This window comes from Sphingobium limneticum, from assembly GCF_008710155.1.
Taxonomy (GTDB): Bacteria; Pseudomonadota; Alphaproteobacteria; order Sphingomonadales; family Sphingomonadaceae; genus Sphingobium; species Sphingobium limneticum.
Genome location: NZ_VYPZ01000025.1, coordinates 1 through 14681, shown reverse-complemented (window position 1 = coordinate 14681; position 14681 = coordinate 1). Strand labels below are relative to the sequence as shown.

The following is a 14681-nucleotide window of genomic DNA, read 5'->3' as shown; positions in this document are numbered from 1 at the left end:
CGGCGGGGTCTTGTGCATCGGGGGACGCTGTTTACCGCATCCACGGTAATTCCCGGTTCGACAGCGCCCCATGTCCCCGTTAAGGGGATTTCCGATTCCGGCCCGGCTTTATCCGGGTAAGAGTGATTTGAAGGGCAGCCACCATGGCATCGAGAGCCGACCAGCTCGCATCCAATCTCAGCCTCGCGAAGTTCAGCCAGGCGACCGACCTCAAGAAGCGCCTGTGGTTTACGCTGGGCGCCTTGATCGTGTTCCGCTTCCTCAGCTTCGTGCCGCTGCCCGGCGTCGATCCGACCGCCCTGTCGCAGCTGTATAGCCAGACCAATGGCGGCATCCTCGACATCTTCAACACCTTCTCGGGTGGGTCGCTGTCGCGCATGAGCCTGATCGCGCTGGGCGTCATGCCCTATATCACCGCGTCGATCGTGGTTCAGCTGGCCTCCAGCCTGTCGCCGCAGCTTGCGGCGATCAAGAAGGAGGGCGAAAGCGGCCGCAAGAAGATGAATCAGTGGACGCGCTACGGCACCGTCGGCCTGACCGCGGTGCAGGGCTATTTCATCGCCGTGGGCCTGGAGGGCTTCGGTGCCCAGCAGGGCATGCAGGCGGTGATCGAACCCGGTCTGCTGTTCCGCCTGACCGCCGTCGTCTCGCTGATCGGTGGCACCATGTTCCTGATGTGGCTGGGTGAGCAGATCACCTCGCGCGGCATCGGCAACGGCGTGTCGCTCATCATCATGGCGGGCATCGTCGCCCAGTTGCCGGTGACGCTCAGCAACCTGTTCAAGTCGGGCAGCGAAGGGTCGATCTCGGGCCTGCTGATCTTCCTGGTCATGGTGATGGCCGTCGGCCTCGTCCTTCTGATCTGCTTCATGGAGCGCGCCCAGCGTCGCGTCCTGATCCAATATCCCAAACGCCAGACGCGCCAGGGCCTGATGCAGGCCGATCGCAGCCATCTGCCGCTCAAGGTCAACACCGCCGGCGTCATCCCGCCGATCTTCGCCAGTTCGCTGCTGCTGATGCCGCTGACCATCTCGCAGTTCGCCGGTCAGACGGTCGCGGGTGAAAGCAAGTGGGGCGACTTCGTCCTGACGCTGAACCAGTATCTGTCGCATGGCAGCCCGGTCTATATGGGCCTTTATGGCCTCGGCATCGTGTTCTTCTGCTTCTTCTACACCGCCGTGGTGTTCAATCCGGAAGAGACGGCCGACAATCTGAAGCGCAATGGCGGCTTCATTCCCGGCATCCGTCCGGGCAAGAATACCGAAAATTACCTGGATTATGTGCTGACGCGCATCACCGTCATCGGCGCGGCCTATCTGGCCTTCATCTGCCTGGTGCCGGAATTCGCCATCGCGCGGGCGGGCATTCCCTTCTACCTTGGTGGGACTAGCCTGTTGATCGTCGTCAATGTTACGGTCGACACCGTGACCCAGATTCAGAGCCATCTGCTCGCCCATCAATATGGCGATCTGATCAAAAAGGCGAAGCTCAAGGGTCGACTGCGCTGAGGGGCGTTTCGAGACTCTGATTCAGCGCAACGAACAGGGGAGTATGCGCGCAATGAATATCATTCTGCTTGGCCCTCCGGGGGCCGGCAAGGGCACCCAGGCGACCCGTCTGGTTGACGATCGTGGCATGGTGCAGCTGTCGACGGGGGACATGCTGCGCGCAGCGGTGAAGGCGGGAACGCCTGTGGGCCTTCAGGCCAAGGCGCTGATGGAATCGGGCGCGCTGGTGCCCGACGAAGTGGTGTCGGGCATTATCGGCGAAGCGCTCGACGCGCTGGCACCGGACACGGGCGTCATTTTTGATGGCTATCCGCGGACCGAGGCGCAGGCCCATTCGCTCGACACCATCCTGGGCGACCGCAATCGCACGCTGGATCATGTGATCGAGCTGGAAGTGAATGAGGATGCGCTGGTCGAGCGCATCACCGGCCGCTTTACCTGCGCCACCTGTGGCGCGGGCTATCATGATAGCTTCAAGCAGCCCAAGGTCGAGGGTGAGTGCGACAAGTGCCATGGGCATGAGTTCAAGCGCCGTCCCGACGACAATGAGGAAACGGTGCGCACCCGCATGGCCGAATATCGTGCCAAGACCGCACCGATCCTGCCGATATACGAAGCGCGCGATATCGTGTCGCGCGTGGACGGCATGGCCGACATGAACGACGTGACCGTCGCGATTGCCGCCATACTGGACGGCAAAACGGCCTGATCTTCTCCCTTCCCCAATTGGGGGAGGGCAAGACATTCACATGCGCGGATTTCTGGCATGGGCTGGTGCGGCGAAGGCTGTGCCGGCCCATTCTGCTATGATGGCCAATGGCCATGCGGGCTTTTTGGTCGATTGTCGCATCAAGACCTGGGCGGGCGCACCTGCCTGCGCAGCGGGCTGCCGCGACGGCCTCGAGAACGCAGCTGGGAAAGAAAGCAGCAAAAGAAAAGCAGGTCTGGATGCGGCGTTAACCACGATCTTAACGGATTGGTTGCTCTGTTGTTGCTATGAAGCGCCATGGTTGGATCATCCCGGGGCCGCTTGACGGAATTGGACGCGCTGCGCGGAATCGGCGCCCTGTGCGTGTTGACCTTCCATTATTCGACCCGCTTCCATGAGCTGTTCCCGCAGGCCAGCCATGTGCCTTTCAGCTTTCCGGGCGGCAATTATCGCGTCCTGCTCTTCTTCACCATTTCCGGCTTCGCGATCTTTTTCACGCTGGACCGAATCCGCACGGTGGCGGATTTCGTGGTCAACCGCTTCGCGCGCCTTTATCCCGCCTATCTGGTGGCGATGCTGCTGACGCTGTCGATCGAATATGTGGCCCATGCGACGCAATTGCTGATCGGGCCGGTCGACATCCTAGCCAATATCACCATGCTTCAGGGTTTCGCCTTCATCCCGGAAGTGGATGGCGCCTATTGGACGCTGACGGTGGAGATCGCCTTTTACTTCTGCATGATCGCCATATGGAAGTTTGCCGGGATACGGCGGTTGGAGCCGATATTGGCTTTGTGGCTGGCCGTGCGTTCGGTTTATTGGTTCTGGCCGGACATGCCCGAACGGATCGTGATGCTGCTGGTGCTGCGTTACACGCCCTTCTTCGTCATCGGCATGCTGGCCTATCGCATATGGTCGGGGCAGCGGACCATGCGGCAACAAATGCCCTATGCGGCGATGGCGTTGCTCTCGATCGCGACGATCGAAACATGGGACGTCACCATTGTGGGGTGCGTGCTGGTCGCGGCGTTCGTGGCGCTGATCCATGGCCATCTGCGCTTCCTCAGCTTGCGGCCGCTCGTTTGGTTGGGCGGGATCAGCTATAGTTTCTATCTGATCCACCAGCATGTCGGCTTCGTCGTGATGCTGGAATTTGCCAAGGCAGGCTATAGCCCCTGGATCGGCTTTGCCGCCGCCTTCCTGGTAGCGTTGACCCTGGGTACGGCCATCAATCGCGCAGTGGAGCGTCCGGCCGGCGAAGCGATCATCGCCTGGTGGAAGCGCCGTCGCGAAGCCCAGCCAGTGTCGGCCGACGCCGCGCCCAGCCGAAGCTGACGCGAAAAGGGCGCCGCCGTCACCGGCCGCGCCCTTTCCTAATTCGATAGAGACGAATTTACTGGGCGACGGGCGCCGCAGCGGCCGCATTGACGGGCAGGCCGCCCATCTGCGTGACCATTTTCGTATAGGCGTCCAGATAGGCGAGCACGATCACCTGGCCGATGGCGGTATTCTGATAGCCGCCGCCGCCTACGGCCGCGAGGCCGCCCATCCAGCCAAGGCCGCCGCCACCGCCGAAGCTCAGGTCCGACTTGCGGAAATAGCCCTCGGCCATCACTTCTTCCTCTGTCGTGCGGGCGTTGACGACCGAGAGCATGACATTGGCCTCGCTCTTCTTGACCGAGATGCCGCCGGCCAGCGCGCCCAGCGTGCGTCCACCCAGGAAGCCGCCGACCAGGCCGCCAATGGCATTGCCGCCGCTATTATTGTTGGTGGTCACGATGTCGGGCTGGATGAAATAATCCGCCGCCTTCACCTGCCCCTTGCCCAGATTCGATCCGGCCTGCAATTCGCCCGAATCCGCCATCGCGCGTTCCATGTTGCGGCTGGCCATCGAACGGCCGCGATTGACGATGCCGAAACAGCCGGACTGCTGCACGAACAGCTTGATGATTGCTTCCGGGCTGCCCAGGTTCAGTTCCCGCCACCATTGATTGTCGGGTTCGACGATCGCGACGGTGCCAAGGCGCTTGGTGCAGCGGGGGATTTCCATCTGCTTTTGGGTCTGGGCCTGACGACCCGACGAACCCTTGTCCGCCGCCATCGCCTGCGGTGCAACCATGGCCAGGCACGTAGCCGCCATGGTCAGCTTCTTCATTCCACGCATTTCAAGAACCCCGTTTGTTGTTTGAGTTTGAAAATGTTGCCCCGTTCCTGCGAATACTTATCACAGGGGTCAATCGCTTCCAAGCAAAGCGGTGCGCAAATGACGGGCTTTGTCATTGAATCCCGCCTGTGCGTGATCCTGCTGACAGCGCGTGAAATCGCTGCTATCGGGCGCCGATGACCGACCTCAGCCATATCCGTAATTTTTCGATCATCGCCCATATCGACCATGGCAAATCCACGCTGGCCGATCGCCTGATCCAGCGCACCGGCGGCCTGACCGACCGTGAGATGAGCGCCCAGGTCCTGGACAATATGGACATCGAAAAGGAGCGCGGCATCACCATCAAGGCGCAGACGGTGCGCCTCGACTATACGGCCAAAAATGGCGAAACCTATGAGCTGAACCTCATGGACACGCCGGGCCATGTCGACTTTGCCTATGAAGTGTCGCGCAGCCTGGCCGCGTGCGAGGGCGCGTTGCTGGTCGTGGATGCCGCGCAGGGCGTGGAAGCGCAGACGCTGGCGAACGTCTATCAGTCGATCGAGCATGACCATGAGATCGTGCCGGTGCTCAACAAGATCGACTTGCCCGCCGCCGAGCCGGAGAAGGTGCGCAAGGAAATCGAGGACGTGATCGGCCTCGATGCATCCGAAGCGGTGCTGGCCAGCGCCAAGTCCGGCATCGGCATCGACGATATCCTGGAAGCCATCGTCACCAAGATCCCGCCGCCCAAGGGCGACCGTAACGCGCCGCTGGAGGCGATGCTGGTAGACAGCTGGTACGACCCCTATCTGGGCGTGGTCATTCTGGTGCGCGTCGTCAACGGCGTCATCAAGAAGGGGCAGGCGGTCAAGTTCATGATCGGCGGCACCGAACATCTGATCGACCGCGTCGGCTGCATGCGTCCCAAGATCGAGGCGCTGCCCGAACTGGCCGCCGGCGAGATCGGCTTCATCACCGCGCAGATCAAGGAAATCGCCCAGACCCGCGTCGGCGACACCATCACCACGGTGAAGAACGGCGCGACTAAGCCGCTGCCGGGCTTCAAGGAAGTGCAGCCGGTGGTGTTCTGCGGCCTGTTCCCGGTCGATGCGAACGATTTCGACAAGCTACGTGACAGCATCAGCAAGCTGCGCCTGAACGACGCCAGCTTCTCCTTCGAGATGGAGAGCAGCGCGGCGCTGGGTTTCGGTTTCCGCTGTGGCTTCCTGGGGCTGCTGCATCTGGAAATCATCCAGGAGCGGCTGACGCGCGAATATGATTTGGACCTGATCACCACCGCGCCGTCGGTGGTCTACAAGATCCAGCTGACCTATGGCGCGGGCGAGATCGAACTGCACAATCCGGCCGACATGCCCGATCCCACCAAGATCGATGAGATCGAAGAGCCGTGGATTGAGGCGATCATCTATTGCCCCGACGAATATCTCGGCTCGATCCTGAAACTGTGTCAGGACCGGCGCGGCATCCAGAAGAACCTGACCTATGTCGGCGGCCGCGCGCAGGTGACGTACGAACTGCCGCTCAACGAAGTGGTGTTCGATTTCTACGATCGCCTCAAGAGCATCAGCCGCGGTTACGCCAGCTTCGACTATCATCAGATCGGCTATCGCGAGGGCGATCTGGTCAAGATGAGCATCATGGTCAACAGCGAGCCGGTCGATGCGCTCAGCATGATCGTCCATCGCGGCACCGCCGAATCGCGCGGTCGCGGCATGTGCGAACGGCTGAAGGATCTGATCCCCCGCCATCTGTTCAAGATCCCGATTCAGGCGGCGATCGGCGGCAAGGTGATCGCGCGCGAGACGATCGCGGCGATGCGCAAGGATGTGACCGCCAAATGCTACGGCGGCGACATCAGCCGCAAGAAGAAGCTGCTCGACAAGCAGAAGGAAGGCAAGAAGCGCATGCGCGAATATGGCAGCGTCCAGATTCCGCAGGAAGCCTTCATCGCCGCGCTGCGCATGGGCGACGAAAACTGATCGGGGAGAGCGACCGCTGCGCCAGTCTGGCGGGCCAGGTCGCTCATCTCCAGCGCGCTGCCGCCTTTCTGGCCAATGGCATGTCGCTCGGGCAATGCCAGCGGGCCGCCGGGCGACGGCGCGATGCCATGCCGGCGAAGCTGATCGGCAACGGCCTGCGCGAACTGGACCTGTTCCTGACCGACCTGATCGTGGAAGCCGGGCGTATCGACCGGCTGGGCGCGGCGGCGGGATGCGATCCCGGCGTCCATCCGGGGCGCCGTATCTTCAGTGCGGCGGAAGCGTGGCGGCGCAACGGGCCGCAACTGGGGCTGGGCGTCGAAAGCCGCGCCAGGTTGCGCCAGATGCGTGCCGCGCAGAACCGCCAATGTTTCGGACAAGTGCGCGGGGAGGGCGCCGAGGCGGCGATGCAACGGGCCTGCGCGGACTATGCGCAACTGGCATCCGATGTGCTGAATGCGGTTCGGGCCAGATCGGGCTGACCTTTGTGTCGCCCATATGTCACAGGAATCGGGAAATCACGTTCGGCTAATTGTCTATCGTAAAAGTAGATTATAGACGCTCCGCAAAAGCGTAATAATCAAAGGACGATAGATATGCCGCTTCGCAACGCGCTCTTGCTGACAACCGGGCTGCTCGCCCTTTCCATCGGCGGCCAGGCCATAGCGCAGACGGCGCCTGCTGCGGAAGGTGGCGTGGATATCATCGTCACCGGCACGCGCGCGCAGGGCCGAACGCGGCTCGATTCGGTCGCGCCGGTCGATGTGCTGTCGGGCGACAGCCTGCGCCAGCAAGGCACGACCGAACTGGGCGCGGCGCTGTCTGCCATCGCGCCGTCGATCGACTTCCCGCGCAACGCCGCGGTGGACGGCACCGATTCGATCCGCCCCGCAACGCTGCGCGGCATGTCGCCCGACCAGACACTGGTGCTGATCAACGGCGTTCGCGCCCATCCTTCGGCTCTGCTCAACACCAACGGTTCGGTTGGTCGCGGTGCGGCAGCGGTCGATCTCAACACCATTCCCGGCGCGGCGCTGGAGCGGATCGAAGTGCTGCGCGATGGCGCATCGGCGCAATATGGTTCCGATGCGATCGCCGGCGTCGTCAACCTGCGCCTGCGCGAAGCGCGCAGCGGCGGCGGGGCGACCGTATCCTACGGCCAATATGACACGGATATCGACGCCGCTCGCTCTTCGCGCCATGCGTCGGACGGCGAAACGGTGACCGTGTCGGGCTGGCAGGGCTTCGCGCTGGGCGCAGACGGCTTCCTGACGATCAGCGGCGAATATCTCAACCGCAACCCCACCAGCCGGGGCGACGTCGATCCGCGCGCGACGCCGGCAGTGGTCCGCTCGCGCTTCGGCGATCCGGACGTCGAGCAGGGCACCTTCTACTTCAACGCCGCCCACCCGATCGGTGAGGGCTGGGAACTCTACGCCTTTGGCGGCTATCAGTATCGCGACAGCAGCAGCGCGGCCTTCCCGCGCGTGCCGAGCAACGTCAACAATGTCGCCTCGCTCTATCCCGATGGCTTCCTGCCGCTGATCAACGTGCGATCGAAGGATCTGACGGTGACGACCGGCGCGCGCGGCGACATTGGCGACTGGGATGCGACGATCAAGCTGTCCTATGGCCGCAATCGCCTGGACTTCCGCACCGAAGATTCGCTGAACGCCACCTATGGCGCGGCATCGCCGACTAGCTTCTATGACGGCGCGCTGATCTACGACCAGGCGCTGGGTGGTTTCGACATGAGCCGCAAGGTGCCGCTGGGCAGCGGCGACCTCAACATCGCCTGGGGCTGGGAATTCCGCCGCGAAAGCTATGAGATCAAGGCGGGCGATCCGGAATCCTACAATCGCGGCCCGCTGGGCGGAAATGCATCGTTGGGTAGCGGCGCGCAAGGCTTTGGCGGGTTCCAGCCGTCCAACACCATCAATGTGCATCGTGAAAACGTCGCCGCCTATATAGACCTGGAAGCGCATCCGACCGAGGCGCTGACGCTGGGCCTGGCCGGGCGTGGCGAACATTATTCCGACTTCGGCAATATCGCGACGGGCAAGGCGTCGGCGCGCTACGACATCGCGCCCTGGTTCGCGCTGCGTGGTACGGCTTCCACCGGTTTCCGCGCGCCCTCGCTCCAGCAGCAATATTTCACCTCCACCGCGTCGGTATTCGTGGCGCCGAACATCGTCGAAACCGGCACCTTCCCGTCGGTCAGCGATATCGGCACCGCGCTGGGCGGCCTGCCGCTGAAGCCGGAAAAGTCGACCAACCTGTCGGTCGGCACGGTGATCCGCAGCGGCGGGTTCGACCTGACCGTCGATGGCTACTGGATTCGCGTCCGCAACGGCCTTGGCCTGTCGGAAAATATCCAGTCTAGCTTCAGCCCGCAGGTCGCGGCGCTGCTGGCGCCCTATGGCGTGTCGGCCGCCCGCTTCTTCGTGAACGGGGTGCGCACCACGACCAAGGGCATCGATGCGGTCGCGCACTATCGCCTGAACAGCGCAGCCGGCCAGTTCGACCTGACCGCCGCTGCCAATTTCAACGATATCAAGGTCAACCGCGTGCCGGTTTCGACGGCGGTCGCCCTGACCCCGACGCCGGTGCTTTTCTCGCGCCAGCGTATCGTCAGCATCGAAGAAGGCACGCCGCGCACCAAGGTCGTGGGTTCGCTCGACTGGACGCTGGATCAGTTCGGGGCCACCGCGCGGGCGACCTATTATGGCGACGTGACCCAGCCCGGTTCGACGGCGGCGGGCGATACGCATACCGGCAAGAAGACGATCGTGGATCTGGAAGCGCGCTACAAGCCGACCAAGGCGATCAACCTGGCGATCGGTGCGAACAATCTGTTCGACATCTATCCCGATGCGCTGACCGTCGCAAACAACAGCACCGGCGTGGTAGCCTTCCCTTATTACTCGCCGTTCGGCTTCAACGGCCGCTATTTGTACGGCCGGGTTTCGCTGAGCTGGTAATATGGGACCGGGTCGGCGCGCCTGTTTGCGCCGGCCCGATCGCCGCTTGACCCTTGCACCAATTAACAGGGTCGCGGGACCAGGCTTTCGCATGGCCCTTGAGGATCATGAGCTGGCCGATCGAAACGCCGTCGCGCATCAGGATCCGGGCGGCGGGATCATTGTCGGCAGAATCCTGAAGCGTCTGGAACGCGCCGCCATTCATCATCGCCATCAATGCCGCCCGCCCCTTGCGCGCGAGCGCGGCTTCCTGCGGGCATTGCGGTTCGATCTCGCTTGGTCCCTGAATATCGGCCAGATGATAACGCTTGCCGCGCCAGGCATAGGCATCGGCAGACAGGACGCAGGCGTCGCCCCTGGCATCGTCACACAGGCTGAACTCGTCCGCTATGCTGTTTACGGGGGACAGGGTGTTGGCAGGCGCGCTGCTAGCGGGCATGACCTGCATCGCCAGCATCGTTCCACCAATGCCAAGCGCCAGGGCGATGGCCACCAAGCCGATCGGCACGACCTTGGAACGCTTTTCCTGCTTTTCGTTCAGCCAGCCATCCTCTTCGTCCGGGGTGCGATCGCCGACGTCATAGAGATTGCGTGCCATATTTCGTCCCAAATGGAGGATTTCGTTTAATGTCGATTATGGAAAATTTCGGTTAACCAGGCAGCGCGGACATTGATCAGCCTGCGGCTTGACGGGCGTGGCGGGCCATGGTCAAGTCCGGGGGCTGTAGCGAGGGAGACGGCGTGAGCGACATCTGGCTATATGACGAGCATCCCGCGATGTTCCGGGCGCATCCTTTCCTGTTCCTGTTGTTGCTGGTGTCCGTGGTGGGCATCATCGCCATTGCCATCTGGTGGGTGCTGCACAAGGGCGAGCGGCTGGCGCTGAGCGAGCGCGAGGTGTTGCTGGAGCGCGGACTGCTGGCCAAGCAGCGGACGGAGATCGCACTGACCAGCATCCGATCCGTGCGCATTACCCAGACGCTGGGTCAGCGTATCTTCGGCGTCGGCCATATCGAATTGTTCAGTGCAGGCGATATCGCCGAGATCGCGATCAAGAATATGCCGCGGCCCGACCGCATCCGGGCGATCGCCGCCGCGCGCAATGTCGATCTGTTGCCGCAGCGATAGCGGAAAAAGCGGTGTGTTTCGTTCAGGCCCTTGACTTGGGCCGATAAATTCCAACGATAGGGTTAACAAGGGAGGGGCCGAAGAGCCCCATAATCGCAAGAGGACGCCATGTCAGGAACGTCCGTTCACATCGGGGTGAACGGCGGAAAAAGGGGTCGTCCATGGTAGGCTTGCGAGTAATGCCGTCTTTGCCGGATCTGACGGCCGAGCAGCGCGCCGATATAAGGCAGGCCTGCGGTTTTGCCTGTGTCCGCTGCGGCGTGACCATCTATCGCTATCTGGGTTTGCCGGATGGGCCGGGCGCGACCCTGCTTTGTCCGACCTGCCATGGGTTGGTGGAGGAGGGGCGGCTGACCGCCACGCAGGTTCAGAGTTTCCACGCCAATCCGGTGGTACGCCAACGCCATTTCGCGCGGGATCGTTTGCCCTTTTCGGCGGAACTGCCGCAATTGATTGTCGGGGGATCGCGATTGTTGCGCGACACGCCGATCCCGATCACGCTGGAGGGCGAGCCGATCCTGATCTTCGCGCCGCCGCGCCGGATGAACGGGGCGACCCGGATCAGCGTGCGGCTGGGGTCGCCCGATGGCGTCGCGACCCAGATCATCGACGGCAATGAATGGAAACCGACCGATGGCAGCTGGCATTTCCTGCTGCGCGGCGACCGCTACAGCATGATGGCGGCGCGGGGCGATGGGCTGGCGGTGCTGCGCATCGTGGCGCGCAACCGGATCGCGGTGGAGCATCTGCGCACCACCATCAATGGCCGCCGGTTGGAGGTGACACCCGACTGGCTGGAAATCGACGGCAAGCGCTATGTCGACAAGATTGGCAGTGGGACGCTGATCGGGCTGGAGCTTTAAGGCTGCGGGGGCGGGCGCCGACGAAATTCCAACGCGACCGGGTTTAGCATGCCGTCGGGACGCACCCGGACGCGGACCAGCCCCTGAAGCGCCGGATCGGACAGCTTGCGCGACAGGACGATCGCCTGCGATTGCGAGGCATAGAAGATGTCGCTGGTCAGGCCGCGTATCTCGCGCCGGGTGCCGATCGTGCCGCGCAGGATGATGGCGCAGCTCTGATCTGCGTTCATGGTCCGGGGCAGGGGCCGGACCGCCTGAATATGCGGGGCTATGCCGGTCACGCACAGCGCGTCGGCATAGCTGGGATCGAACCGGCCATCCTCCCCCTGATGCGGGGCAAGCGGCCAGTCATAGCGATATTGCACATAATGACCGCGCAGCAGGTCGCGCGGGTCATAGCCCTGTATGGGGATCAGCCATTCCTGTCCCTGTTGCGCCTGGCGATGCGTGACGGCCCAGCTGCCGGCCAGTGCGGCAAGCGGTAGCGTCAGCGCGGCGGCGAGGATCAGTCGCGTGCGACGGGGCATCATGCCATGTCTCCTCGCGCAGGCGCATAGCGGCGGGACAGGCGGATCGTGCCCCAGGCGACGGCCATGGCGAACAGGCCGGACAGGATCAGGCCGACCCCGCTGCCCAGCAGATCGTCGTTCAGTTCGAAACTCAGGATGATGATCCGCAGTGCAACCAGCGTTACGGCAAGCTGGAACAGGCGACGCCAGCCGGCATGAATGGCGGCAGCGGCGACTGCGCCCCAGAGCAGGCAGAAGAACAGACTGCCGGTCCAGGCGCGGGCAGTGCCGTGGAGATTGGGCAGCAGGGCCTGGGTGAAGTGCAAGGCAGCCGCGACCAGCAGCAGCGCCGCGGTGGCCCGGCCCGACGCCGTTCGACGGGCATGGGCGATGGCGGCGGCTGCGGCCAGCAAGGCCAGACCGTGAATCAGCGCGCTGCCCGGGCGAAGGCTGCTGTCGCCATCCCAGCCGTGAAGCAGGATGGCCAGGCTGATGCCGGTAAAGATGGTGGCGACGGCCATTTGTTCGAGCAGACGCCAGAAGGCGGGGCGGCTGCTCCTGCCGCGCAAAAGGGCGGCGGCCCCGGCAACGATCATCGGCGGACAGGCGATCAGCCCCCAACAGAGCCAGGGCCGCTCCGTTCGGCCGAACAGCGTCCAGATATGCCCATGATCGTCGGCATGCGCCCACATCAGGCCAAGCAGGCCGGCCATCCACAGGCCAGCGACCGGCCAGCCGCGGCCGAACAGCAGGAGCAGCGGGGAAAAAAGCAGCATCCAGGCGAGCAGGGGCTGCCATAGCGGTGAGCTGGTCTGGTAAACCTGCCCCAGATGGCCGAAAAAGGTAAGGCCAAGTACCGCGCCGATGAAGAGCAAGGCGTCCTGAACCTGATCGTGCATCCGTTCCCTGGACATGCTCCACCATGTCCCGGCAGCCAGCGCGACCATCAGCAGCATATGGATGGCAAGGCGCGTGGTGCCCGCTATATCTTCCCAATTGGCGGCGATGAGGGAGACAAGGCCGAGGCCGGTCGTCAATGCGCCCAGGCCCACGACCGCCCAGACGCCGATCGGCCGGCTATGTGCCGCTTCCCACGCGCTGATCCGGCTGGCGGTGTCGGCGTCGATCAATCCCGCCGCCTGCCACGCCCTGAGTTTCCGCTCCGACATCGAGACAGACTAGACGGGCAAGCGCAAAGGGCAATGGGGTGATCGGCTTTATTCCATGGCCTTGCGATAAGGGTTTTCACGCGGGCGATGGGCTCCTTCGACATGCCGATATTTTCGGCCTTGCGGCGGATCGCGGGCGGATGTGCCTTGCGATTATCTATTGTCTATGTTTTTCATGGACCCACAAAATCGCGAATCCCGCCCCGGCGGAGATTTTGTGGACGATATAATATGGGGTCGCACCGGAATAACGGCTGGAATCGCGCAATCTTTGCGTGTCTGGCATGGACGTAAGGCCGTGAGGGCGTTACCTGAAGCGGCCCATAATCAGGAGCAGATGGTTTTATGAACAACAATGATCTTGCCGATGCAATCGCGGCGTCGAACGATCTGAGCAAGGCCGAAGCACGCAAGCTGGTGGATGCCGTCATCGGCGCCATCGCTGACGCGGCTGCCAAGGGTGACGAAGTGTCGCTAAGCGGTTTCGGCAAATTCAAGGTCAAGGACAGCCCGGCTCGCCAGGGCCGCAACCCGTCGACGGGCGCGACCATCGAGATCGCCGCTTCGCGCAAGCTGACCTTTGCTCCGGCCAAGGGCATCAAGGATCGCCTGAACGGCTGATCCGGCTTCGCCGAAAATCGCATGGCCCCGCTCCTGGGAACAGGAGACGGGGCCATGTTCGTTTTTGCGACGGTTGATGGAAAGTCTCCATCCCGGCGGGGCGATGATGATATCGGCCCTGCATCTTTTCGCGCCCCCAAATCGGGCTGAAAAACATGCTGCCTCTCACCGGGAGTGAGATGAGAGGCGGAAATCACATCCGAAATCGGAATCCTTGCAGCGTCATCCGACGCATGCCGTTTGATCCTTCTGTGTAGCGCCATGCTGCGTCCGTTCGACGGGCGTCGTGGGGCGATGGGCTTGTCCGGCGCGGCTTTGCGACGCGCGCCAGAAGGAAAGGGAAGACGATGGCAGCCGAAGTTATCGATAAAGTCACGGGTGAAATCACGCAGGCCCCCGTCGATGCGATCACTTTGCAGGATCCCAGCGTCGTCCGACTTCAAATCAACCGGGAAGCTGTGTCCGCTCTGGAAAAGAGCGGCGACGATCTTGTCATCCGGCTGAACGATGGCAGCACCATAAAGGTTGCCAAATTCTACGAACCTTTCGAAGCCGGCCATAGCGATCTGGTGCTGCGCGATACGGATGGGAACCAGTGGCTGGCCCGTTCCGGTAGCCGCTTCCCGCGCTTTTCTCTCCTCAATGATCTGGATGAACTGATCGGCGCTGCGGGCAGTGCTGGTGCAGCGGGTTCCTCTTTGATCCTGCCGGCCGTCATCGGCGGCGTAGGCATCGCAGGCGCGGCCGTCGTCGGAAGCCGTGACGATGGCACGTCGTCGATCGAAGAAACAGATGCAGATGCAGATGCAGATGCCGATGCCGATGCCGATGCCGATGCCGATGCCGATGCCGATGCTGATGCCGATGCGGATGCAGATGCTGATGCAGATGCAGATGCAGATGCTGATGCAGATGCAGATGCTGATGCTGATGCTGATGCTGATGCTGATGCTGATGCTGATGCTGATGCTGATGCTGATGCTGATGCTGATGCTGATGCTGATGCTGATGCTGATGCTGATGCTGATGCTGATGCTGATGCTG

15 protein-coding genes are annotated in these 14681 nt (G+C 62.7%); 11 read left to right on the top strand and 4 right to left on the bottom strand.

Annotated elements, in window-relative coordinates; genetic code table 11:
• Positions 1–143 precede the first annotated feature (143 nt).
• The 4 genes from secY to F4U94_RS19385 are packed head-to-tail and all read left to right on the top strand — an operon-like array spanning position 144 to position 3552.
• On the top strand, positions 144–1508 hold the full coding sequence (gene secY / locus F4U94_RS19395; protein ID WP_056691660.1) for a preprotein translocase subunit SecY: 1365 nt from the start codon (positions 144–146) through the stop codon (positions 1506–1508).
• Positions 1509–1560: 52 nt separating this feature from the next.
• Entirely contained in the window at positions 1561–2217 is a 657-nt protein-coding gene (locus F4U94_RS19390) for an adenylate kinase (RefSeq protein WP_120250980.1), read from the top strand.
• Between the two features lie 40 nt (positions 2218–2257).
• Positions 2258–2542 (top strand): hypothetical protein, encoded by a 285-nt coding sequence (locus tag F4U94_RS24480; protein WP_145986234.1) that lies wholly within the window; start codon positions 2258–2260, stop codon positions 2540–2542.
• A complete protein-coding gene (locus F4U94_RS19385; protein ID WP_150412155.1) occupies positions 2515–3552 on the top strand; it encodes an acyltransferase family protein in 1038 nt (345 codons plus the stop codon). Before F4U94_RS24480 ends, F4U94_RS19385 begins: the two co-directional genes overlap by 28 nt.
• A gap of 58 nt (positions 3553–3610) precedes the next feature.
• Here the strand turns inward: F4U94_RS19385 and F4U94_RS19380 are convergent, their stop codons facing one another.
• The gene (locus F4U94_RS19380) at positions 3611–4381 is read right to left on the bottom strand and encodes a CsgG/HfaB family protein (RefSeq protein WP_172598783.1); all 771 of its coding nucleotides are present in this window, start codon (positions 4379–4381) and stop codon (positions 3611–3613) included.
• 176 nt (positions 4382–4557) lie between these two features.
• On the opposite strand from F4U94_RS19380, the gene lepA reads away from it, so the two are divergent.
• The 3 genes from lepA to F4U94_RS19365 all read left to right on the top strand — a co-directional run bounded on the left by lepA (position 4558) and on the right by F4U94_RS19365 (position 9347).
• Entirely contained in the window at positions 4558–6366 is a 1809-nt protein-coding gene (gene lepA / locus F4U94_RS19375; protein ID WP_120250978.1) for a translation elongation factor 4, read from the top strand.
• A gap of 80 nt (positions 6367–6446) precedes the next feature.
• Complete coding sequence (locus F4U94_RS19370; RefSeq protein WP_120250977.1) at positions 6447–6848, top strand: hypothetical protein; 402 nt, start codon at positions 6447–6449, stop codon at positions 6846–6848.
• A gap of 114 nt (positions 6849–6962) precedes the next feature.
• The gene (locus F4U94_RS19365) at positions 6963–9347 is read left to right on the top strand and encodes a TonB-dependent receptor plug domain-containing protein (RefSeq protein WP_120250976.1); all 2385 of its coding nucleotides are present in this window, start codon (positions 6963–6965) and stop codon (positions 9345–9347) included.
• Here F4U94_RS19365 and F4U94_RS19360 read toward each other — a convergent pair.
• Complete coding sequence (locus tag F4U94_RS19360; protein WP_188117307.1) at positions 9304–9945, bottom strand: nuclease; 642 nt, start codon at positions 9943–9945, stop codon at positions 9304–9306. The genes F4U94_RS19365 and F4U94_RS19360 overlap by 44 nt on opposite strands.
• A gap of 143 nt (positions 9946–10088) precedes the next feature.
• Here F4U94_RS19360 and F4U94_RS19355 point away from each other — a divergent pair, with 143 nt between their 5' ends.
• Both F4U94_RS19355 and F4U94_RS19350 read left to right on the top strand, forming a co-directional pair.
• Entirely contained in the window at positions 10089–10475 is a 387-nt protein-coding gene (locus tag F4U94_RS19355; RefSeq protein ID WP_120252196.1) for a PH domain-containing protein, read from the top strand.
• Between the two features lie 179 nt (positions 10476–10654).
• Positions 10655–11338: a hypothetical protein gene (locus F4U94_RS19350; RefSeq protein ID WP_172598831.1), complete on the top strand. Its 684-nt coding sequence runs from the start codon at positions 10655–10657 to the stop codon at positions 11336–11338.
• Here F4U94_RS19350 and F4U94_RS19345 read toward each other — a convergent pair.
• Together F4U94_RS19345 and F4U94_RS19340 are read right to left on the bottom strand one after the other, a co-directional pair.
• On the bottom strand, positions 11335–11868 hold the full coding sequence (locus tag F4U94_RS19345; RefSeq protein WP_120250974.1) for a GDYXXLXY domain-containing protein: 534 nt from the start codon (positions 11866–11868) through the stop codon (positions 11335–11337). The two genes, F4U94_RS19350 and F4U94_RS19345, sit on opposite strands and share 4 nt — an antisense overlap.
• Positions 11865–13016, bottom strand: coding sequence for a DUF2157 domain-containing protein (locus F4U94_RS19340; protein ID WP_120250973.1), 1152 nt, complete (start codon positions 13014–13016; stop codon positions 11865–11867). The genes F4U94_RS19345 and F4U94_RS19340 overlap by 4 nt, the downstream gene beginning before the upstream one ends.
• Positions 13017–13361: 345 nt before the next feature.
• Here F4U94_RS19340 and F4U94_RS19335 point away from each other — a divergent pair, with 345 nt between their 5' ends.
• Both F4U94_RS19335 and F4U94_RS19330 read left to right on the top strand, forming a co-directional pair.
• On the top strand, positions 13362–13637 hold the full coding sequence (locus tag F4U94_RS19335; protein WP_120250972.1) for an HU family DNA-binding protein: 276 nt from the start codon (positions 13362–13364) through the stop codon (positions 13635–13637).
• Positions 13638–13984: 347 nt separating this feature from the next.
• A partial coding sequence (locus tag F4U94_RS19330; protein WP_150412153.1) for a BapA/Bap/LapF family prefix-like domain-containing protein occupies positions 13985–14681 on the top strand: 697 nt, incomplete at its 3' end.